This window comes from Halorubrum distributum JCM 10118 (assembly GCF_000337335.1).
In the GTDB taxonomy this organism is placed as follows: Archaea; Halobacteriota; Halobacteria; order Halobacteriales; family Haloferacaceae; genus Halorubrum; species Halorubrum distributum.
In genome coordinates, this window is the sequence record NZ_AOJN01000061.1 from 1 (window position 1) to 19,561 (window position 19,561).

General features: G+C 69.9%; 17 protein-coding genes. 16 read left to right on the forward strand and 1 reads right to left on the reverse strand.

Annotation, left to right across the window (positions count from 1 at the left end; all coding sequences use genetic code 11):
- Positions 1-33 precede the first annotated feature (33 nt).
- Together C466_RS13305 and C466_RS13310 are read left to right on the forward strand one after the other, a co-directional pair.
- Positions 34-594, forward strand: a complete 561-nt coding sequence (locus C466_RS13305) for a TATA-box-binding protein (protein WP_004599347.1) — start codon at positions 34-36, stop codon at positions 592-594.
- Positions 595-708: 114 nt separating this feature from the next.
- Complete coding sequence (locus C466_RS13310; protein ID WP_004599346.1) at positions 709-1,068, forward strand: DUF7473 family protein; 360 nt, start codon at positions 709-711, stop codon at positions 1,066-1,068.
- 69 nt (positions 1,069-1,137) lie between these two features.
- Here the strand turns inward: C466_RS13310 and C466_RS13315 are convergent, their stop codons facing one another.
- Positions 1,138-3,348 (reverse strand): ATP-dependent DNA helicase, encoded by a 2,211-nt coding sequence (locus tag C466_RS13315; RefSeq protein ID WP_004599846.1) that lies wholly within the window; start codon positions 3,346-3,348, stop codon positions 1,138-1,140.
- A 189-nt stretch (positions 3,349-3,537) separates the two neighbouring features.
- Here C466_RS13315 and C466_RS13320 point away from each other — a divergent pair, with 189 nt between their 5' ends.
- The 14 genes from C466_RS13320 (at position 3,538) to argF (ending at position 19,525) form a co-directional block, all read left to right on the forward strand.
- On the forward strand, positions 3,538-4,008 hold the full coding sequence (locus C466_RS13320; protein WP_004599344.1) for a hypothetical protein: 471 nt from the start codon (positions 3,538-3,540) through the stop codon (positions 4,006-4,008).
- A 55-nt stretch (positions 4,009-4,063) separates the two neighbouring features.
- Positions 4,064-4,564 carry a hypothetical protein gene (locus tag C466_RS13325; protein ID WP_004599343.1) on the forward strand — a complete coding sequence of 167 codons (501 nt, stop codon included), beginning with the start codon at positions 4,064-4,066 and terminating at the stop codon, positions 4,562-4,564.
- Positions 4,565-4,745: 181 nt separating this feature from the next.
- Positions 4,746-5,777: a DNA repair and recombination protein RadA gene (radA, locus tag C466_RS13330; RefSeq protein ID WP_004599342.1), complete on the forward strand. Its 1,032-nt coding sequence runs from the start codon at positions 4,746-4,748 to the stop codon at positions 5,775-5,777.
- A gap of 497 nt (positions 5,778-6,274) precedes the next feature.
- Positions 6,275-7,954 (forward strand): ammonium transporter, encoded by a 1,680-nt coding sequence (locus C466_RS13335; protein WP_004599341.1) that lies wholly within the window; start codon positions 6,275-6,277, stop codon positions 7,952-7,954.
- Positions 7,955-8,074: 120 nt separating this feature from the next.
- Entirely contained in the window at positions 8,075-9,412 is a 1,338-nt protein-coding gene (gene hemL / locus C466_RS13340) for a glutamate-1-semialdehyde 2,1-aminomutase (RefSeq protein ID WP_004599340.1), read from the forward strand.
- Between the two features lie 741 nt (positions 9,413-10,153).
- Complete coding sequence (locus C466_RS13345) at positions 10,154-11,395, forward strand: argininosuccinate synthase (RefSeq protein ID WP_004599339.1); 1,242 nt, start codon at positions 10,154-10,156, stop codon at positions 11,393-11,395.
- Entirely contained in the window at positions 11,396-12,868 is a 1,473-nt protein-coding gene (gene argH / locus C466_RS13350) for an argininosuccinate lyase (RefSeq protein ID WP_004599338.1), read from the forward strand.
- Positions 12,869-13,117: 249 nt separating this feature from the next.
- Positions 13,118-13,306 (forward strand): lysine biosynthesis protein LysW, encoded by a 189-nt coding sequence (lysW, locus tag C466_RS13355; RefSeq protein ID WP_004599337.1) that lies wholly within the window; start codon positions 13,118-13,120, stop codon positions 13,304-13,306.
- A 78-nt stretch (positions 13,307-13,384) separates the two neighbouring features.
- Positions 13,385-14,314: a lysine biosynthesis protein LysX gene (lysX, locus tag C466_RS13360; protein WP_004599336.1), complete on the forward strand. Its 930-nt coding sequence runs from the start codon at positions 13,385-13,387 to the stop codon at positions 14,312-14,314.
- Entirely contained in the window at positions 14,311-15,360 is a 1,050-nt protein-coding gene (gene argC, locus C466_RS13365) for an N-acetyl-gamma-glutamyl-phosphate reductase (protein WP_004599335.1), read from the forward strand. Before lysX ends, argC begins: the two co-directional genes overlap by 4 nt.
- Positions 15,357-16,283: an acetylglutamate/acetylaminoadipate kinase gene (locus C466_RS13370; RefSeq protein WP_004599334.1), complete on the forward strand. Its 927-nt coding sequence runs from the start codon at positions 15,357-15,359 to the stop codon at positions 16,281-16,283. Before argC ends, C466_RS13370 begins: the two co-directional genes overlap by 4 nt.
- Positions 16,280-17,407 (forward strand): aspartate aminotransferase family protein, encoded by a 1,128-nt coding sequence (locus C466_RS13375; protein ID WP_004599333.1) that lies wholly within the window; start codon positions 16,280-16,282, stop codon positions 17,405-17,407. The genes C466_RS13370 and C466_RS13375 overlap by 4 nt, the downstream gene beginning before the upstream one ends.
- Entirely contained in the window at positions 17,407-18,570 is a 1,164-nt protein-coding gene (locus C466_RS13380; RefSeq protein WP_004599332.1) for a [LysW]-lysine hydrolase, read from the forward strand. Before C466_RS13375 ends, C466_RS13380 begins: the two co-directional genes overlap by 1 nt.
- Before the next feature lie 55 nt (positions 18,571-18,625).
- A complete protein-coding gene (gene argF / locus C466_RS13385) occupies positions 18,626-19,525 on the forward strand; it encodes an ornithine carbamoyltransferase (RefSeq protein ID WP_004599331.1) in 900 nt (299 codons plus the stop codon).
- The last annotated feature ends 36 nt before the right edge of the window (positions 19,526-19,561 follow it).

Sequence of the window (19,561 nt, forward strand, 5' to 3'; positions counted from 1 at the left end):
CCTTTTTACGGCGTTCGGGCGAGAATAGAGGTAATGACGGCCGACCCGAAGGAGACGATCACCGTAGAGAACGTCGTCGCTTCCACGGGGATCGGACAGGAGCTCGATCTCCAGAGCGTGGCGATGGACCTCGAGGGCGCCGACTACGACCCCGAGCAGTTCCCCGGGCTCGTCTACCGCACCACCGACCCGAAGTCGGCCGCCCTCATCTTCCGCTCGGGGAAGATCGTCTGCACCGGCGCGAACTCGATCGAGGCGGTCCACGAGAGCCTCGACATCGTCTTCGACGAGCTCCGCGCGCTCCAGATCCCGATCGAAGACCCGGAGATAACGGTCCAGAACATCGTCACCTCGGCCGACCTGGGCGAGAGCCTGAACCTGAACGCGATCGCGATCGGCCTCGGGCTGGAACACATCGAGTACGAGCCGGAGCAGTTCCCCGGGCTCGTCTACCGGCTCGACGAGCCGGAGGTCGTCGCGCTGCTGTTCGGGAGCGGCAAGGTGGTCGTCACCGGCGGCACGAGCCCCGAGGACGCCGCGGCCGCCGTCGACGTGATCGTCGAGGAGCTGAACGGGCTCGGACTGCTGGAGTAACGCCGCGGACCGAAACGGACCGCATCGGACGGGAGAACGTCGCGGCCCCGACGCGGACGCGACACCGTCGGCGCGTTCCGCGGCCACTTTTACCCCTCGTCCCGTAGACCGACCATGCTCTTACAGACGGTGACGCCGGTCTCCGTGCTCGGGACGACCGTCCTGTTGGCGCTGTTCCTCTCTCTCACCGCGCACATCGCGGCCCGGAACGTCCTCGGGGACGTCGACCCGCGGCGCGCCCTCTACATCGGCCCGCTGCCCGCGGTGATAAGCGTCGTCGGAAACGCGTTCGAACTCCCCGGGGCGCTCATCCTCCTCGCCGCGCTCCTCGTCGACGGGACGATGTTCTGGTGGAGCTACGAGCAGCCCCGGCGGGCCGTGGCCGTGATGACGCTGATCCACGTCGTGGTCACGACGCTGCTCAGCGGGCTCCTGCTCGTGGCCTCGGTCCTGCTCGCGTCGATGCCGGGGTAGGGTCGGCGACGGCGGCGGTTCCTGCTCCCGATCGCCGCACGACGACGGCGGTCCCCGCGAGCGACTGCCTCACGGCGACGGCGGCGGCCCGTCGTACGCGTCGTGATCTTGGTAGAAGTTCAGCATCGCGAACTTCAGCTTCTCGGGGTCGACGTCGAGCAGCTCCTCGCGCTCCTCGGGCGGGAAGGCGGAGCGGACCGAGTACTTCCCCATGTCGGCGGTCGTGTAGCGGCGGTCCGCGAGGATCCGCACGCCGAAGTCGTCGGGGCCGCGGATCACCCGGCCGAGCGCCTGCCGCGTCTTGCGGATCGTCGGGATCTCGACGGCGTAGGTCCACCCCGGGTCGCGGGAGCGGTCGCGGTCCGCGAACGCCCGGTCGTAGGCGTTCTGGACCGCCTCGGTCCGGTCCGAGAGGTGCGGGTACGGGACGCCCACGACGACGACCGTGCGGGCGTCGTCGCCGTCGAAGCTCACCCCCTCGCCGAGCGTCCCCCACAGCGAGGTGAACAGCGCGGCGCCGTCGCCCGCGACGAACTCGGTGCGGAGCCGCTCCTCGTCTTCCCCCGGCCCGTCGAGGTGGATCGGACCGATGTCAGCGTTTTTTCCAGCTCCGGACCCGTCCCTCGTGTCCCTTCCGCCGCCCGCACCGGTGAGGCGCTCGTGGTAACGCTCGGCCTCCGCGTACGAGGGGAAGAAGGCGAGCGTGTTGCCCGGCGTGAATCGGATCGCGTCGCGGAGCAGCGACGACACCGCCGCCTGCGTCTCCGGGTCGTTGCGGTCCGAGGCGAACAGCGGCGGCACGTCGGCGGCGAACGTCCGGCGGTTCGCCTCGGGGTAGCCCATCTCGTAGGCCATCGACGCGACGTCCTCCAGCCCCAGCACGTCCTCGGTCACGTCGAACGGGCGCAGCGTCGCGCTCATCAGGACGGAGGCGGCCACCTCGTCGAACAGCTCGCTGGTGACGTTCCGCGGGATACAGGTGTACAGCTCCGCCCGGCCGTACACCTCGTCGGTGCCGGCGTCGCGCCGGACGGAGACCACCGGGTACTGGCCGAACTCCGCCCCCTCGTCCATCCACGTCGCGACGAACCGGGCGGCCGCGAGCGTCTGTGACTCCGACCGGGTCGTCGCCTCCCCGTCGCGGTAGCGGCGCTCGTACTCCTCGTCTATGGCCTGGCCGAGCTGCACGGCGAGCTCGGCCTCGGTGTCGATCCCCCGTCCCTCGTAGTTGCGGAGGAACGCCAGCGTGAGGTCGTCGCGGCGGTCGTCGTTGGCGATGGACACGTCCTCCCAGTTCTCGTCGACCCCGCCGAACCCCAGCCCGTCCTCGTACGTCTCGACGAGGGCGTCGCGGAAGGCGCGGAGGACGTTCTCGGCGGGCTCCGCCCGGGAGTCGTCGCTGTCGGCCAGCTCGTCGAGCGCGGCGTCGAGGGTGTTCTCGGTCAGCGTCCGAGTCGCGTGGTCGCGGGCGGCGTCCTCGATGTTGTGCGCCTCGTCGAAGACGGTGATTATCTCGCTCGGGTCGCGGTCGATCCAGCGGAAGAACTGCTCGCGGATGTTCGGGTCGAGCAGGTGGTGGTAGTTGCAGACGACCAGGTCGACGCCCTCCATCCCCTCCTTCAACAGCTCGTAGCCGCACAGCCCGCGCTCGTCGGCGTACTCGTACACGTCGTCGGGGGTCCGGACGTCATCGAAGAGCCACGAGAAGAACTCGTCGGTGTCGCGGGGGAGGTTGTTGCGGTAGTGCTCGCAGACGTTGGCGGCCTCGTACTCGTCGACTTCGGCCTCCAGTTCGTCGAGCTCCGCCATGATCGCCTCGCGGGCCTCCGCGGCGCCCGCGTCGCCCTCGCGGCTCTCCGCCAGCAGCTCGCGCTGGCGCGACTCCAGCTCGCGCACCTCGCTCTCCGTCTCCACCATCTCGCGGGTGGTGTCCCGGAGGGTCTGACACTCCTGGTAGTCGACGTCGATGTGGCACATCGACGATTTTCCTTTAAATACGACCGCGCGGATCGGCTCCTCGCGGGTGATAGCGCGCGCGTCCTCGACGAACTGCCGCATCTGCTGGTGGACGTTGGTGGTGATGACGACCGTGCGGTCGTGCTCGCGGGCGTGTTCGAGCGCGGGCACGAGCGCGGAGAGGGTCTTGCCCGTTCCGGGGGCGCCCTCGAACAGCACGTCCTGACCCCGGTCCAGCGCGTTGGCGACCCTGTCCATCGCCTCGCGCTGGTTCGGGTAGGGCTCCTCGTACGGGAAGAACCGCAGGTGCGGCGACTCTGACACGGGATGGGGTTCGGCGCCACCGGTCAAAAGGAGTCGGGTGGCGGGGCGGAAGTGGTCGAACGGCGCTGAGTGTCGATGATTTGATCCGAGGAAATAACCTCAGTTATTATAAATAACTACCGGGCCAGTGCGCCGCGACCGCATTATTCCGGCATACATTACCGGTTCTCGGGTGACCACTGAACCGAGATGGCGACCGAAACCGTAACTTCGACCGACGTATCGACGGAGACCGGGAACTGGAAGGCGGGCGTGGCCGGCGGACTGGTCGGCGGCCTCGTCTTCGGTGCGATGATGTCCGCGATGACCCCCGGCGTGCTGCGGATGGCGATCCCGGCGATGTACGGCATCGAGGGGCCCGCCGGCGCCCTCGGCTGGGCGATCCACATGTCTCACGGCGCAGTCATCGGGCTCGGGTTCGCCGCGGTCGCGGGACTGCGGCCCGACCTCGGCGGCTCGATCGGAGCGGGCCTCGGCGTCGGGGCGGGCTACGGCCTCCTCGTCTGGGTCGCGCTCGCCGTGGTCGCGATGCCGATCTGGCTCGGCGCCGTCGGGTTCCCGGGCGCGCCGCCGCTGCCGAACGTCGGCGTCGAGAGCCTCGTCGGCCACGTCGTCTACGGCGCCGTCCTCGGCGGCGTCTACGCGGCGACGACGGACTGACGCCGCGGCGGAACCCCGTTTTTTAACCCCTCGCGTCGCGGATCCGTAGCAACGAATGTTCGACGAGATCCTCGAGAAGTTCGAGGGGTCCCCCAGCCAGCAGGCGGTGATCCGGCTGTTCTTAGAGCGCGGCTTCTCGGTCAACGAGGAGGGGCGGGTCGTCTCCGGCGGGATCGAGATCCCCTACACCGGCATCGCGCGCGAGCTCGACGTCGACCGCCGCGTCGTGGACTCGACGACGGATGCCATCTTGGCGGACCCCGAACTGAAGCGCATCTTCACCAACATCTCGTCGATCCCGAGCCTGATGGATCTCGCCCCGGTCTTGGACCTCACGGTCCTCACCATCGAGGTCGCGGCCGCCGACGAGGCCGGGATCGTCGCCGAAGTCACGTCCATCCTCGCCGACCGCGACGTCTCGATCCGGCAGGTGCTGAGCGAGGACCCGGAGTTCACCGACGACCCGAAGCTGTACGTGATCACCGACGCCGACCTGTCGGGCGACCTGCTCGTGGAGATCCGCGACCTCGACTACGTCCGTCGCGTCGGGTTCTGAGGGACTGAGATCCGGATTTTCCGGACCGCCGGACCAGTTTCACCGCGCGGTCCGACGGGCAATTCCGGCGAGGCGTTACGAGAGATGACGAGCCACGACCGAGCGATGGCGCCGCGCGCATTTCACTTTCACTGGGGTGTAAACCAGTCTTTATACGGGATGGGGAACAAGCCTCGTGTACATGCCTGAAGACGAACTCGAGGACCTCCCCGGCGTCGGCCCGGCGACCGCGGACAAGCTCGTTGACAACGGATTCGAGAGCTACCAGTCGATCGCGGTCGCCAGCCCCGGCGAGATGTCCAACACCGCCGACATCGGCGAGTCGTCCGCCAGCGACATCATCAACGCCGCACGCGAGGCCGCCGACGTCGGCGGCTTCGAGACGGGCGCGACCGTGCTCGAACGCCGCCAGGAGATCGGCAAGCTCTCCTGGCAGATCGACGAGGTCGACGACCTGCTCGGCGGCGGCATCGAGACGCAGTCGATCACGGAAGTGTACGGCGAGTTCGGCTCCGGGAAGTCGCAGGTCACCCACCAGATGGCCGTCAACGTCCAGCTCTCGAAGGAGAACGGCGGGCTGGAGGGCGGCTGCATCTTCGTCGACTCCGAGGACACGTTCCGCCCGGAGCGGATCGACGATATGGTCCGCGGGCTCGACGACGAGATCCTCGCCGACGAGATGGAGCGCCGCGAGATCGAGGGCACCCCGAACGACGAAGAGGCGCTGGAGGACCTGGTCGACGCGTTCTTGGACCAGATCCACGTCGCGAAGGCGTTCAACTCCAACCACCAGATCCTGCTCGCCGAGAAGGCGAAGGAGCTGGCCGGCGAACACGAGGAGACGGAGTGGCCGATCCGGATCGTCTGCGTCGACTCGCTCACCGCGCACTTCCGCGCGGAGTACGTCGGCCGCGGCGAGCTCGCCGAGCGCCAGCAGAAGCTCAACAAGCACCTCCACGACCTGATGCGGCTCGGCGACCTGTACAACACCGCCATCCTCGTCACCAACCAGGTCGCGTCGAACCCCGACTCCTACTTCGGCGACCCGACCCAGGCGATCGGCGGCAACATCCTCGGCCACGCCTCCACCTTCCGGATCTACCTCCGGAAGTCGAAGGGCGACAAGCGGATCGTCCGCCTCGTCGACGCGCCGAATCTCGCCGACGGCGAGGCCGTGATGCGCGTCCAGAACGAGGGCCTGAAACCGGAGTAAGCGAGGTTTCGCCGACGTTAGTCGATCGGTGATCGTGTCGAACGGCTACCGATCGATCGAATCGTCCGTCGAACGGGATATCGGGTTGACGAACGTCAATTTTCATCGAGAAGCCTCCAGCCGTCCGAATTCGCGGAGGACGCCCCGTACGACGACGAATCGCGAGAGGGCGGCGTGGCAATACTCGCCAGAACCGACCGCGCACGGGCGCAGAGCGGCCGTCAGCGGGGGATCACGACGGAACGGATAGAAATTTTACACAACGCCCGTCCGCTTCGAGCGCAACGATTGCCGCGAAATCCTCGAAGAAACGACCTTATATTCCATAGACTTCTCCTTATATCGGACGCACACCGTATTATCAAGTAGATTTTTTGTGAAACTCAACTCTAACGTTTATGTATAGCCGTTCCCGGGAGTCGAAACGTGATTCAGCACATGAACACGAGCGAAACGAAGCGTGAACCGGACAGTCGTTCAGTAGAGGTGGCGGACGCGTGACGGGCGGCGTGCTCGCCTCGATCGACCCGAGCGTCCTCGCCGAGGGCGTGAACCTGATGTGGGTCGCGGTGGTGTGTTTCCTCATCTTCTTCATGCACGCCGGCTTCGCGATGCTCGAAGCGGGGCAGGTGCGCGCGAAGAACGTCGCCAACCAGCTCACCAAGAACCTGCTGACGTGGAGCGTCGGCGTCCTCGTCTACTTCCTGATCGGGTTCGGCGTCGAGGGGATCGCCGGCGGCGCCGGCTTCTCCGCGGCGTCCGCGCTCGGCGACGGCGGCTGGGTCAACAGCTGGCTGTTCGGCGCCGTCTTCGCGATGACGGCGGCGACCATCGTCTCCGGCGCGGTCGCCGGCCGCGCGAAGCTCCGCGCGTACGTGGCGTACACGTTCGCCATCTCGGCGGTCATCTACCCGGTCGTCGCGGGGATCACTTGGGGCGGCGGCTTCCTCGGCGGCGCCGGCCTCGGCTTCACCGACTTCGCGGGCGGGATGATCGTCCACGGCATGGGCGGCATCGCCGGCCTCACGGCTGCGTACGTGCTCGGCCCGCGGATGGACCGCTACGCCGAGGACGGCTCCTCGAACGTCATCCCCGGTCACTCGATGACGTTCGCGGTGCTCGGCACCCTCATCCTGGCGTTCGGCTGGTACGGCTTCAACGTCGGCACCACCGCGACCGTGTTCTCGGTGACGGAGTCCGGCGAGCTCGCGCTCGGCGGCTACGCCGCGGTCGGCCGCGTCTCGCTCACCACGACGCTCGGCATGGCCGCCGGCGGGGTCGGCGCCGCGCTGGCGTCGGTGGCCCTCTCGAAGAAGGTCGACACGCTGTACGTCGCGAACGGGCTGCTCGCGGGGCTGGTCGGCGTGACCGGCATCGCGAACCTCGCCACCTGGTGGGGCGCTATCGCGGTCGGGCTCCTCTGCGGCCTCCAGCTCCCGCTGGTCTTCGAGTTCGTCTCGGACACGATGAAGATCGACGACGTCTGCGCCGTGTTCCCGGTCCACGGCTCTGCCGGGGTTCTCGGCGTGCTCGCGCTACCGTTCGTTAGCATCAACGGCTTCTCCGTCGACGTGCTCGTCTCGCAGGTCATCGGCGTGGTCGTCATCGCCGGCTGGACCGTGGTCGCGACGGCGGCCGTCTTCGGCCTGTTCAAGGCGGTCGGGCAGGCACGCGTCACCCCCGAACACGAGCGCGACGGGCTCGACGTCAGCGAACACGGCGTCGAGACGTACCCCGAGTTCGGCCGCGCGAACGTCGCGACGGACGGCGGCTCCGCCGTCGTCGACACCACGGACGGGTCCCCCCGCGCCGACGGCGGCGAGGAGGCGGGCGCGGAGATCAAGATGGTCACCGCGGTCGTCCGCCCCGACAAGCTCGGAGCCATCAAGCAGGCGCTCGCGGAGATCAACGCCCCCTCGCTGACGGTGACGAACGTCTCCGGGCGCGGCAGCCAGCCCGCGAAGAAGGGTCAGTGGCGCGGCGAGGAGTTCACCGTCGACCTCCACCAGAAGGTGAAAGTCGAGGTCGTCGTCGCCGACATCCCGGCCGACGAGGTCGCGGAGGCGATCGCCGACGCCGCCGAGACCGGCGAGCCGGGCGACGGCAAGGTGTTCGTCATGCCGGTCGAGGACGCGCTCCAGGTCCGCACGGGCGTGACCGGCCCGGAGGCGGTGTAGCGACCGGACCGGAGACGGTGGAGGCGCGTAGCGTGCGAACCGACGCGGTTCCTTTTGAGCGGCCGAATCGGGCCGCCCGGTTCGGCAACTACTTTCAGCCCGCCGACCCAACCGATCGGTATGAACCACGAGCGCTCGCGCGGCCTGTACGACCGCGCGCTGTCGGTCATGCCGGGCGGCGTCAACTCCTCGGTCCGGGCGACGATGCCGCACCCGTTCTTCATCGAGCGCGGCGACGGCGGCCACGTGATCGACGCCGACGGCAACCGATACGTCGACTGGGTGATGGGGTACGGGCCGCTCCTGTACGGCCACGATCTCCCGGACCCGGTCGAGGCCGCCGTCCAGTCGCACGTCGCGGAGGGGCCGATGTACGGCGCGCCGACCGAGATCGAGGTCGAACACGCGGAGTTCGTGGCGCGGCACGTCCCCAGCGTGGAGTCGATCCGGTTCGTCAACTCGGGGACGGAGGCGACCGTCTCGGCGGTCCGGCTGGCGCGCGGTCACACCGACCGCGACAAGATCGTCGTGATGCGGGGCGGCTACCACGGCGCGCAGGAGTCGACGCTCGTCGAGGGGTCGCCGGGGGACGCGCACCCCTCCACGAAGGGGATCCCGGACGAGTTCGCCGAGCACACCCTCCCGATCCCCTTTAACGACCCCCAAGCGGCCAAGGAGGTGTTCGCGGAACACGGCGACGAGATCGCGGCGGTCCTCGTCGAGCCCATCCTCGCCAACAAGGGGATCGTGACGCCGATCGACGGCTACCACGAGACGCTGCGCGACCTCTGTGACGACCACGGTTCGCTCCTGGTCTTCGACGAGGTGATCACCGGGTTCCGGGTGGGCGGCCTCGGCTGCGCGCAGTCGAAGTTCGGCGTCACCCCCGACGTGACGACGTTCGGCAAGATCATCGGCGGCGGCTTCCCGGTCGGCGCGATCGGCGGGAAAGCGGAGATAATCGAGGGGTTCACGCCCGCGGGCGACGTGTTCCAGTCCGGCACCTTCTCCGGCCACCCGGTGACGATGGCCGCGGGGAAGGCCGGACTGGAGTACGCGGCCGAAAACGACGTGTACGAGCACGTCAACCGCCTCGGGCGGAAGCTCCGCGAGGGGATCGCGGAGATCTGCGCCGAGCGCGCGCCGGAGTACACCGTCGTCGGCACCGACTCGATGTTCAAGACGATCTTCACCCGCGAGGCGCCCGCCGACGTCGACGACTGCTGTGCGGGCGGCTGCCGACAGGACCCCGACTGCGCCCGGTACGACCACTGCCCGAAGACGGGCGCGGACGTCGCCGCGGCCGCGACCGACCGCTGGGAGCGCGTGTTCTGGCAGGAGATGAAAGAGCAGGGCGTGTTCCTCACTGCGAACCAGTTCGAGTGTCAGTTCACCTCCTACGCGCACACCGAGGAGGACGTCGAGCGGACGCTGGAGGCGTACCGAGAGGCGATCTGACGGCGGCTAAATCCGGCATTCGAGACTGGTTTCGTCGCGGCAGTTTTTAAATACGAGAGCCGTAACAGTGATTGCTTATAAAGAGCGGAGCGGTGGCGCGTGCCTGCGAGCGGCCGACAGGCCGCGAGCCAGCGCGCGCGAGGGACGCGGTGAGCGACGGGCGACCGAAGGGAGCCCGAGCGAACCGCGAGGCTGGGGAGGTGTGAGGCGCTGTGCGGAGCGGGGCGGGTGGGACTCAAAGGGGCAGCCGTGAGGGCGCCGTAGGCGACGCAAGCACTGGAAGGAGCGAGCAACGCGAGCGACTGAAGCGCGCAGCGAGCGTACGGCGCCCTCACGGCTGGGGCTTTGGAAGTGTTCGCCGCCGATCCGCTATCAGCTATTTATAAGCAAGCGACAGGGAATTTGAATCCGTTCGCCGCCGATCCGCTGCCGGTCACGTATAGCGGAACAGTTTTATAGCGGAGATCGGGTACGTACAGGTGATGACCGCAGCGGCTCGCCGCGACCTCGTCCGAGGCCGACGAGCCCTGCGACCGCGACGAGACGTCCGACCGCCGCGACCGGCTTCCGGCGCGGCGCGACGACGAGGCCCCTCGGGCCGATAACTTTCATCCCTCGTCGCGTTCGCGCCGTTCCGTTCCGAAGAGTCTCGACTCCGCGTTCCGCGAGCGGCCGCTCCGCCCTTTTCTTACAATATTAAAACCGCTGAATTTAAGGGTGTAGGCCGGGTGTACACTGGTAATGACGAGCGTTGCACTCGCGTTCAGCGGGGGACTCGACACCACGGTCTGCGTACCGCTACTGAAAGAGGAGTACGGCTACGACGAGGTCATCGGCGTCAACGTCGACGTCGGCCAGCCGACCGAGGAGTTCGACGAGGCGGAGGAGACCGCCGAGGCGCTGGGGCTCGACATCCACGTCGTCGACGCGAAAGACGAGTTCGCGGACCTCTGTTTCGACGCGGTGAAGGCGAACGCCGACTACCAGGGCTACCCGCTCGGCACCGCCCTCGCGCGTCCGGTCATCGCGGAGGCCATTCTGGGCGTCGCCGAGGAGCAGGGCTGTGACGCCATCGCCCACGGCTGCACGGGCAAGGGCAACGACCAGCTCCGGTTCGAGGCCGTCTGGCGCGGCTCCGACCTCGAAGTGATCGCCCCCGTGCGCGAGCTCGGCCTCACCCGCGAGTGGGAGATCGACTACGCCGCCGAGAAGGACCTGCCCGTCGAGGCCGGCGACGGCGGCGTCTGGTCCATCGACGAGAACATCTGGTCGCGCGCGGTCGAGGGCGGCAAGCTGGAGAACCCGGACTACGAGCCGCCGGCGGACATCTACGAGTGGACCGCCGAGCCCGAGGGCGAGACCACCATCGAGATCGCCTTCGAGGAGGGCGTCCCGGTCGCCGTCGACGGCGAAGAAATGGACCCCGTCCCGCTGATCCAGCACCTCAACGAGTACGCCGGCGGCTACGGCGTCGGCCGCACCGACGTGATGGAGGACCGCATGCTCGGGCTGAAGGTGCGCGAGAACTACGAGCACCCGGCCGCGACCGTCCTGCTGACCGCTCACCAGGCGCTCGAAGACCTCGTCTTAACGAAGAACGAGCGCTCGTTCAAGAAGGGGATCGAGCAGGAGTGGTCGGAGAAGGCGTACGAGGGGCTCGTGTTCGCGCCCGTCGTCGACGCGCTCGACGCCTTCGTCGACGAGACGCAGGACGTGGTGACCGGCACGGCGACGGTGAAGGTGTCCGGCGGCGACTGCCGCGTCGTCGCGCGCGACTCCGAGTACGCCGTCTACTCCGAGGAGATGGCCTCGTTCAACACCGAGGACGTCGCCGGCATCGCCCAGTCGGACGCGACGGGCGTCGCGAAGTACCACGGGCTCCAGGAGCGCCTCGCCAACGACGTGAAGGCGAGCGTCTCGAAGCCCGAACTGGCCACTGACGGCTCCGGTGAAACGGCCGAGACCGACGCCGACCACGAGTAAATGACCGACGACGACCCCGGCACGGCCGTCCGCCGCGACCGCTTCAGCGGCGGCCCCGCCCGCGAGTTCTTATCGAGCCTCGCGGCCGACGCGGCCATCTTCGAGGCGGACCTCGCGGTCGACCGCGCGCACACGGTGATGCTCGCGGAGCAGGGGATCGTCGACGACGCCGTCGCGGGCGAGATCCTCGGGGCGCTCGCCGACGTCGAGGCCGCCGGCCACGGCGCGCTCCCCGACGGCGAAGACGTCCACGAGGCGATAGAGACGGCCGTCATCGACCGGATCGGGCCCGACGGCGGCCGGATGCACACCGCCCGCTCGCGCAACGACGAGGTGGCGACCTGCGTCCGGTACCGCCTGCGCGAGGACCTACTGGACGCGGTCGAGGCGACCGTCGCCGCCCGGGAGGCGCTCGTCGACGTCGCGGACGAACACGCGGAGACGGTGATGCCGGGCTACACCCACCTCCAGCCGGCCCAGCCGACGACGGTCGCGCACTACCTGCTGTCGTACGAGGGCGGGCTCGCGCGCGACACGGAGCGCCTGCTCGACGCCTACGACCGTGCGAACCGGTCGCCGCTCGGCGCCGCCGCGTTCGCGGGGACGCCGTTCGACGTCGACCGCGACCGCACCGCCGAGCTGCTCGGCTTCGACGGGACGGTCCGCAACTCGATGGACGCCGCCTCCGCGCGCGACTTCCTCGCGGAGTCGGCGAGCGCGCTCGCGACACTCGCGACGACGCTGTCGGGGCTCGCGGAGGACCTGATCGTCTTCTCGAACAAGGGCGTCGTCGAGCTCGCCGACGCCTACTCGTCGACCTCCTCGATCATGCCCCAGAAGAAGAACCCCGACACGCTGGAGCTGACCCGCGGCGTCGCGGGCGACGCGATCGGCGAGGCGACCGGTACGCTGAGCCTGCTGAAGGGACTGCCGCGCGCCTACAACCGCGACCTCCAGCGCGCCCACGCGAGCGTCTTCGAGATCGCCGGGGACGTGCGGGAGGCGACGGAAGTCGCCGCGGGCGCGGTCGCGACCGCCGACTGGGACGAGGCCGCGCTCGCGGCCGCCGCGGGCGAGGGGTTCTCGACGGCGACGGGCGTCGCCGACCTGCTCGCGATGGGCGGGATGCCCTTCCGGACCGCCCACGAGATCGTCGCGGCGGCCGCGGAGGCGGTCGAGGACCGCGACTCGCCGGACGCGGCGGCCGCAAAAGTTGACGAGGCCGCTCGAAAGGTCACCGGCGAGCCCCTCTCCGCGTACGTGAGCCGCGAGGACGTGGCGTCGGCGCTCGACCCGGCCGAGAGCGTCGCGAGCCGCGACTCCCCCGGCGGGCCGGCCCCCGAGGCGGTCGCCGACGAGCTCGCCGCCGCCGAGGACGGAATCGAAGCGGACGACGCCGCGCTGGCGGCCGAGCGCGACGCGCTCGCCGCCGCGAGCGAGGCGCTGGACGCGGAGGTCGAACGCCATGTCTGAGCCGCGACCGCGCGGCGGTCGTCAGCTCGGTCGGCGCCGGGCGAACCGCCGTCGCCCCGATCGGCGCCGACCCGATCGACGACGACGACCGTCCCCGTAGGGGGACATATTTACTACCGAGATCTGACATTCGATCTCGATACGGCGCTATTTCGTCGAACTGCCACCATTAGCGACCGATATATTTTATGTAAACTATCCAATAAGTTCGAAGCCTTTATGCCCGTTCGAGGACGAGTCTCTGCCACGATGACGAGCGACACCGACACGCTGACCGCGGAGGACCCGATCACGGGCGAGGAAATCGAGATCCCGGCCGACGTCGAGGTCGGCGAGATCATCGACAGTCCGGTCACCGGGACCGAGCTGGAGGTCATCTCGCTCGACCCGGTCGTCCTGGAAGAGGCGCCCGAGCTCGAGGAGGACTGGGGCGAGTAATGGCGACGACCGCCACGGCCGCGACACGCGAGTGGTCGACATGCGCGTGAGCGCCGACGCGAACGGAGGGGAGCCGACGTGCGCGTAGGGATCCTCTACTCGCGGATCCGGAAGGACGAGAAGCTCCTGCTCAACGAGCTCCGCGAGCGCGGCCACGAGGTCGAGAAGATCGACGTGCGCAAGGAGCGGTTCGGGCTGGAGTCCACGACGGCGGCGGTCGACGACCTCGACATCGTCGTCGACCGCTGCCTCTCCACGAGCCGGTCGCTGTACGCGACGCGCTTTCTCGACAGCTACGGCGTCCCGGTGGTGAACGCCCCGGAGACGGGCGACGTCTGCGCCGACAAGGCGAAGAACTCGCTCGCGCTCGCCGAGGCGGACATCCCCACCCCGGCGACGGAGGTCGCGTTCACGACGGACGCCGCCCTGGAGGCGATCGAGTCGTTCGGCTACCCGTGCGTCCTCAAGCCGGTCACCGGCTCGTGGGGGCGCCTGATGGCGAAGATCGACTCGCGAAACGCCGCCGAGGCGATCCTGGAACACAAGGAGACGCTCGGCCACTACGAGCACAAGGTGTTCTACGTCCAGGAGTTCGTCGACAAGCCCGGCCGCGACGTCCGCGTCCTGGCGGTCGACGGCGAGCCGATCGCGGCGATGACGCGCTCGTCGGACCACTGGCTCACGAACGCCGCGAAGGGCGGCGAGACGGAGTCGTTCGACCTCGACGAGCGGGCGACCGAACTGGTCGAGAAGGCCTCGGACGCCGTCGGCGGCGGCATGCTCGGCGTCGACCTGATGGAGGTGGGCGTCGGCGCGGACGCGGACGCCGCCGAGGGCGCCGCGGACGACTACACCGTCCACGAGGTGAACCACACCGTCGAGTTCAAGGCGCTCGACGCGGCCACCGACGTCGACGTCCCGGCGCGGGTCGTCGACTGGCTGGAGGCGAAGGCCGCGGCGCTGGCCGACGGCGGCGACGAAAACGAAACCGAGGAGGCGAACGCATGACCGCCGACACCTACACCGCGAGCGTCGTCGGCGGCACCGGCTTCACCGGCGGCGAGCTGCTGCGGATCCTCGCCGGCCACCCGGGCTTCGAGGTCGTTCAGGCCACCTCGCGGTCGGCCGACAACATGACCGTCGGGCGCTCGCACCCGAACCTGCGCGGGCTGGACCTGCGCTTCTCGGACCCCGACGACCTGGAGTCGGTCGACGTGCTGTTCGCGGCGACGCCCCACGGCGTCTCGATGGAGCGGATAGACGAGTTCTTCGAGGCCGCGGACACGGTCGTCGACCTCTCGGCCGACTTCCGGCTCCCCGAGGCCGACGCCTACGACGAGTGGTACGACGGCCACGAGTCGCCGGAGTACCTCGAACGCGCCGAGTACGCGCTCCCGGAGCTGAACCGCGAGAACCTCCCCGGCGCGGACCTGATCGCCGGCGGCGGCTGCAACGCGACCGCGACGATCCTCGGCCTCAAGCCGCTGGTCGACGCGGGCGCGCTCGGTCCGGACGCCGGAGAGGTCGTCGTCGACGTGAAGGTCGGCTCCTCGGAGGGCGGTGCCGGCGGCGGCGCGGCCTCCTCGCACCCGGAGCGCTCGGGCGTCGTGCGTCCGTACGCACCCACCGGCCACCGCCACGAGGCGGAGATCGAGGCGTACCTCGGCCTCTCCGTCTCGTTCACCGTCCACGCGGTCGACATGGTCCGCGGCGCGAGCGCGACCTGCCACGTCTTCCCCGACGAGCCGGTCTCGAAGGGGGACCTGTGGGGCGCGTACCGCGACGCCTACGCCGACGAGCCGTTCATGCGGATCGTCTCCGGCGGGGGCGGCGTCTACCGCTACCCCGAGCCGAAGTCGGTCGCCGGCACCAACCACGGCGAGGTCGGCTTCGAGCTCGACCCCGGGAACCGGCGCGTCGTCGTCTTCTCGGCGATCGACAACATGACCAAGGGCTCGGCGGGGCAGGCCGTCCACGCGGCGAACGTCGCCTTGGGGCTGCCGGAGACCGCCGGCCTCGAGTTCGACGGGCTCCACCCGGTGGGGTCGCCATGACGGGCGAGAGCGAGGCGGCGTCGGGGGCAGAGCCCCCGGTCGTCGTCAAGGTCGGCGGGGCGAAGGCGGTCGACCCGGCCGGCGCGGTCGGCGACGTCGCGCACCTCGCGGCCAACGGGCGCGCGGTCGTCGTCGTCCACGGCGGCTCGACGGTCGTCGACGAGACGCTCGAACGGCTCGGCATCGAGCCGGAGTACGTCGAGTCCGCCTCCGGCGTCACCGGCCGCTTCACCGACGCGGAGACGATGGAGGCGTTCGCGATGGCGATGGCGGGCAAGCTCAACACCGAGCTGACGGCACAGTTCCGGTCGGCCGGCGTCGACGCGGTCGGGCTGAGCGGCGTCGACGGCGGGCTCCTCGCGGGACCCCGCAAGTCGGCCGTCCGCGTCGTCGAGGACGGGAAGAAGAAGATCCGGCGCGGCGACCACTCCGGGACGATCGAGTCGGTGAACGCCGACCTCCTCGCCGGGCTCCTCGACGACGGCTACACCCCGGTCGTCTCGCCGCCGATGGCGGGCGACGAGGGCGACGGCGAGGTCACTCCCGTCAACGCGGACGCCGACCGCGCGGCCGCGGCGGTCGCGGGCGCGCTCGGTGCCGACCTCGTCCTGCTGACGGACGTGTCCGGCGTGTACGCCGACCCGGACGACCCCGAGACGCGCATCGATTCGGCCGCGACGCCCGGCGAGCTGGCGGCCGTCGAGGACGCCGCCGAGGGGTTCATGGGCAAGAAGGTGATGGCCGCGACGGAGGCGCTCGAAGGCGGGTCCGGCCGCGTCGTGATCGCGGACGCCAACGTCCGCGACCCGGTCGTCGCCGCGCTCGGCGGCGAGGGGACGACGATCGAACGGTCCGCGCTGGCTGACGACGACGCCGGTGGCGAGACCGGCGACGCGGACGAAACGGAGGGGATCGACGCGTGAGCGGCTTCGTCTTCTCCGAGAAGCCGATCGAGATGGCGTCGGGCGACGGCGTGTACCTCACCGCGACCGACGGCACCGAGTACCTCGATTTCGGCGCCAGCTACGCCTGTACGCCCGTCGGGCACTGTCACCCCGAGGTCGTCGACGCCGCGACGAGTCAGCTGGAGGATCTCATGTACGTCCAGGCGTCGTACCCGCACGCGGCGCGGACGGCGCTGTACGAGCGGCTCGCCGAGGTCGCCCCGGTCGACGTCGACAACGTCTGGCTCTGTAACTCCGGCACCGAGGCGAACGAGGCCGCGCTGAAGTTCGCCCGGCACGCGACGGGGCGGCAGAAGATCGTCGCCACCACGCAGGGGTTCCACGGCCGGACCATGGGAACGCTCGCGACCACGTGGAAGGAGAAGTACAAGGAGGGGTTCGGCCCCCTCGCCGGCGGCGTCGAGTTCGTCGAGTACGGCGACGCCGACGCGATGCGCGAGGCGGTCGACGAGGACACCGCCGCGGTGATCTTAGAGCCGCTCCAGGGCGAGGGCGGGATCAACCCGGTCTCGACTGAGTACCTCCAGGCCGTCCGCGTCGCGACCGCGACGAGCGGCGCGGCGCTGATCCTCGACGAGATCCAGACCGGACTCGGCCGGACGGGCTCGATGTGGGCGGCCGACCGCCACGACGTGGTCCCGGACATCCTCACGACCGCGAAGGGGCTCGGCAGCGGGCTCCCGATCGGCGCGACGCTGTGCCGCGACTGGATCGCCGAGGACAGCGGCGACCACGGCTCGACGTTCTCCGGCGGCCCGGTCGTCTCCGCGGCCGCGGGCGCCACCCTCGACGTGATCGAGCGCGAGGAGCTGGCGGCACACGCCGACGAGATAGGGAGCTACCTCCGCGGCGAGCTCCGCGACCGTCTCGGCGACGACGTCCGCGACGTGCGCGGCGACGGGCTGATGGTCGGGATCGAGGTCCGCCGCGGCTCGAACCGCCTCCTGCGCGACCTCGCCATCGACCACCAGATCCTCGCGCTCCCCGCGGGGCGGACCGTGCTGCGGCTGCTACCGCCGCTGACGATCGAGCGCGAACACGCCGACGCCGTCGTCGACGCGATAGCCGAGGTGATCGGCTGATGGCGGCCGGCACGGAGCGGGAGGCCGAATCCGATTCCGAGGGCGGCACCGACGTCGTCGCCGGCGGCGGCTACCCCGCGGCCTGCGACACGCCCGCCCGGAAGCTGCTGTACGACATGGTCTCCATCCCCTCGCCGTCGGGCGAGGAGGAGCGGGCCGCGGAGCGCCTCGTCGACTTCTTCGAGGCGAACGGCCGCGAGGCGTGGATCGACGAGGTCGGGAACGTCCGCGCGCCGGCGGACGACGCCGTCCTCCTCACCTCCCACGTCGACACCGTCCCCGGCGATATCCCCGTCGAGGTGCGGCCGGCGCCGCCGGAGGGCGAACTGCCCGAGCCCTCGGACGTCCGCGTCGGCGAGCCCGGCGACCCCGTGTTGTGGGGCCGCGGATCGGTCGACGCGACGGGCCCGCTCGTCGCGATGGCGGTCGCGGCGGTGAAGACGGGGGTCTCGTTCGCGGGCGTCGTCCGCGAGGAGGTCGACTCCGGCGGCGCGCGCGCCCTCATCGAGGACCGCGACGCGCCCGAGGCGGTTGTCAACGGCGAGCCCTCGGGCTGGCGGGGGATCACCCTCGGCTACCGCGGCCTGCTGGAGGGGACGTACGTCAACACGAGCGAGTCGGGCCACTCCTCGCGGCCGGAGCCGAACGCGATCCAGCACGCGATCGACTGGTGGCACGGCGTCGAGGCGGCGTTCACGCCGGACGACGCCGAGACCGCCGTCTTCGACCAGGTGACGACGAAGCCCATCTCGGTCGACGGCGGCCTGAGCGACGACGGGCTCGCCGTGGAGGCGACGATGGACGTCCAGCTCCGGATCCCGCCCTCGCGCCCGGTCGACGAGATCCACGAGCTGGCGGAGGCGGAGCTGTCGACCGGGTCGGTCCACTGGGGCGAGCCGATGCCGCCCGTGATGGAGAGCCCGCGGACCGACCTCGCGCGGGCGTTCCGCGTCGCGATACGGGGCGCCGGCGGCGACGTGCGCCTGCTCCGGAAGACCGGCACGAGCGACATGAACCTCTTCGCGGCCGCGTGGGACTGCCCGATGGTCACCTACGGCCCCGGGAACTCCGACCTCGACCACGCGCCCGACGAGCGGCTCCCGCTCCCTGACCTCGACCGCGCCGTGGACGTGCTGACCGAGGTCTGCCGGAAGCGACGCTGACCGTCCGCGAACCCGACGCACACCGTTTTCGAACGACACCACACTCAACCCAACGATGCCACTCGCCACCGACGACTTCCTCGACATCGACGACGTGACGCCCGCCGAACTGGACGCCCTGCTCGACCGCGCCGCCGCGATGAAGGCGGGCGAGACGGACCCCCGACTGGCGGACGCGACGCTCGGGATGATCTTCGAGAAGCCCTCGACGCGCACCCGCGTCTCCTTCGAGACGGGGATGACCCGACTCGGCGGCCACGCGATGTTCCTCGGGCCCGACGACATCCAGCTGGGCCACGGGGAACCCCTGCGGGACACGGCGCGCGTGCTCGGGCGGTACGTCGACGGCGTGATGGCGCGCCTCTTCGACCACGAGGACGTCGAGGTCCTCGCCGAGTACGCCGACTGCCCCGTGATCAACGGGCTCACCGACGAGGCGCACCCCTGCCAGACGCTCGCGGACCTGCTCACGATCCGGGAGACGGTCGGCGAGGACGCCACCGTCGCGTGGGTCGGCGACGGCAACAACGTCGGGCAGTCGTTCGTCGTCGGCGCCGCGATGGCCGGCATCGACGTGGAGGTGGCCACGCCCGCGGAGTACGGAATGAACCAATCCGTCTTCGACCGGGCCGCGGAGTTCGGGCTGGACGTGGCGCCGACGACGGACCCCGAGGCGGTCGTCGAGGGCGCCGACGTGGTGTACACCGACGTGTGGATCTCGATGGGACAGGAGGACGTACGCGGCGAGAAGCTGGCCGCCTTCGACGGGTTCCAGGTGAACCAAGACCTGCTCGCCGGCACCGACGCGAAGGTGATGCACTGCCTGCCCGCACACCGCGGCGAGGAGATCACGGACGACGTGTTGGAGTCCGACCGCGCCCTCGTCTGGGACCAGGCGGAGAACCGGATGCACGCGCAGAACGCGCTGCTCGTCGAACTGCTCGGCGGGGAGTGAGAGGGCGAGGACGGGTCACCGGCCGCGACGCGGCCG

Bases quoted from the DNA above. Each gene is read 5' to 3' on its own strand.
- C466_RS13305 (WP_004599347.1), top strand. From the start codon at position 34: ATGACGGCCGACCCGAAGGAGACGATCACCGTAGAGAACGTCGTCGCT.
- C466_RS13310 (WP_004599346.1), top strand. From the start codon at position 709: ATGCTCTTACAGACGGTGACGCCGGTCTCCGTGCTCGGGACGACCGTC.
- C466_RS13320 (WP_004599344.1), top strand. From the start codon at position 3,538: ATGGCGACCGAAACCGTAACTTCGACCGACGTATCGACGGAGACCGGG.
- C466_RS13325 (WP_004599343.1), top strand. From the start codon at position 4,064: ATGTTCGACGAGATCCTCGAGAAGTTCGAGGGGTCCCCCAGCCAGCAG.
- radA (WP_004599342.1), top strand. From the start codon at position 4,746: ATGCCTGAAGACGAACTCGAGGACCTCCCCGGCGTCGGCCCGGCGACC.
- hemL (WP_004599340.1), top strand. From the start codon at position 8,075: ATGAACCACGAGCGCTCGCGCGGCCTGTACGACCGCGCGCTGTCGGTC.
- C466_RS13345 (WP_004599339.1), top strand. From the start codon at position 10,154: ATGACGAGCGTTGCACTCGCGTTCAGCGGGGGACTCGACACCACGGTC.
- argH (WP_004599338.1), top strand. From the start codon at position 11,396: ATGACCGACGACGACCCCGGCACGGCCGTCCGCCGCGACCGCTTCAGC.
- lysW (WP_004599337.1), top strand. From the start codon at position 13,118: ATGACGAGCGACACCGACACGCTGACCGCGGAGGACCCGATCACGGGC.
- argC (WP_004599335.1), top strand. From the start codon at position 14,311: ATGACCGCCGACACCTACACCGCGAGCGTCGTCGGCGGCACCGGCTTC.
- C466_RS13370 (WP_004599334.1), top strand. From the start codon at position 15,357: ATGACGGGCGAGAGCGAGGCGGCGTCGGGGGCAGAGCCCCCGGTCGTC.
- C466_RS13380 (WP_004599332.1), top strand. From the start codon at position 17,407: ATGGCGGCCGGCACGGAGCGGGAGGCCGAATCCGATTCCGAGGGCGGC.
- argF (WP_004599331.1), top strand. From the start codon at position 18,626: ATGCCACTCGCCACCGACGACTTCCTCGACATCGACGACGTGACGCCC.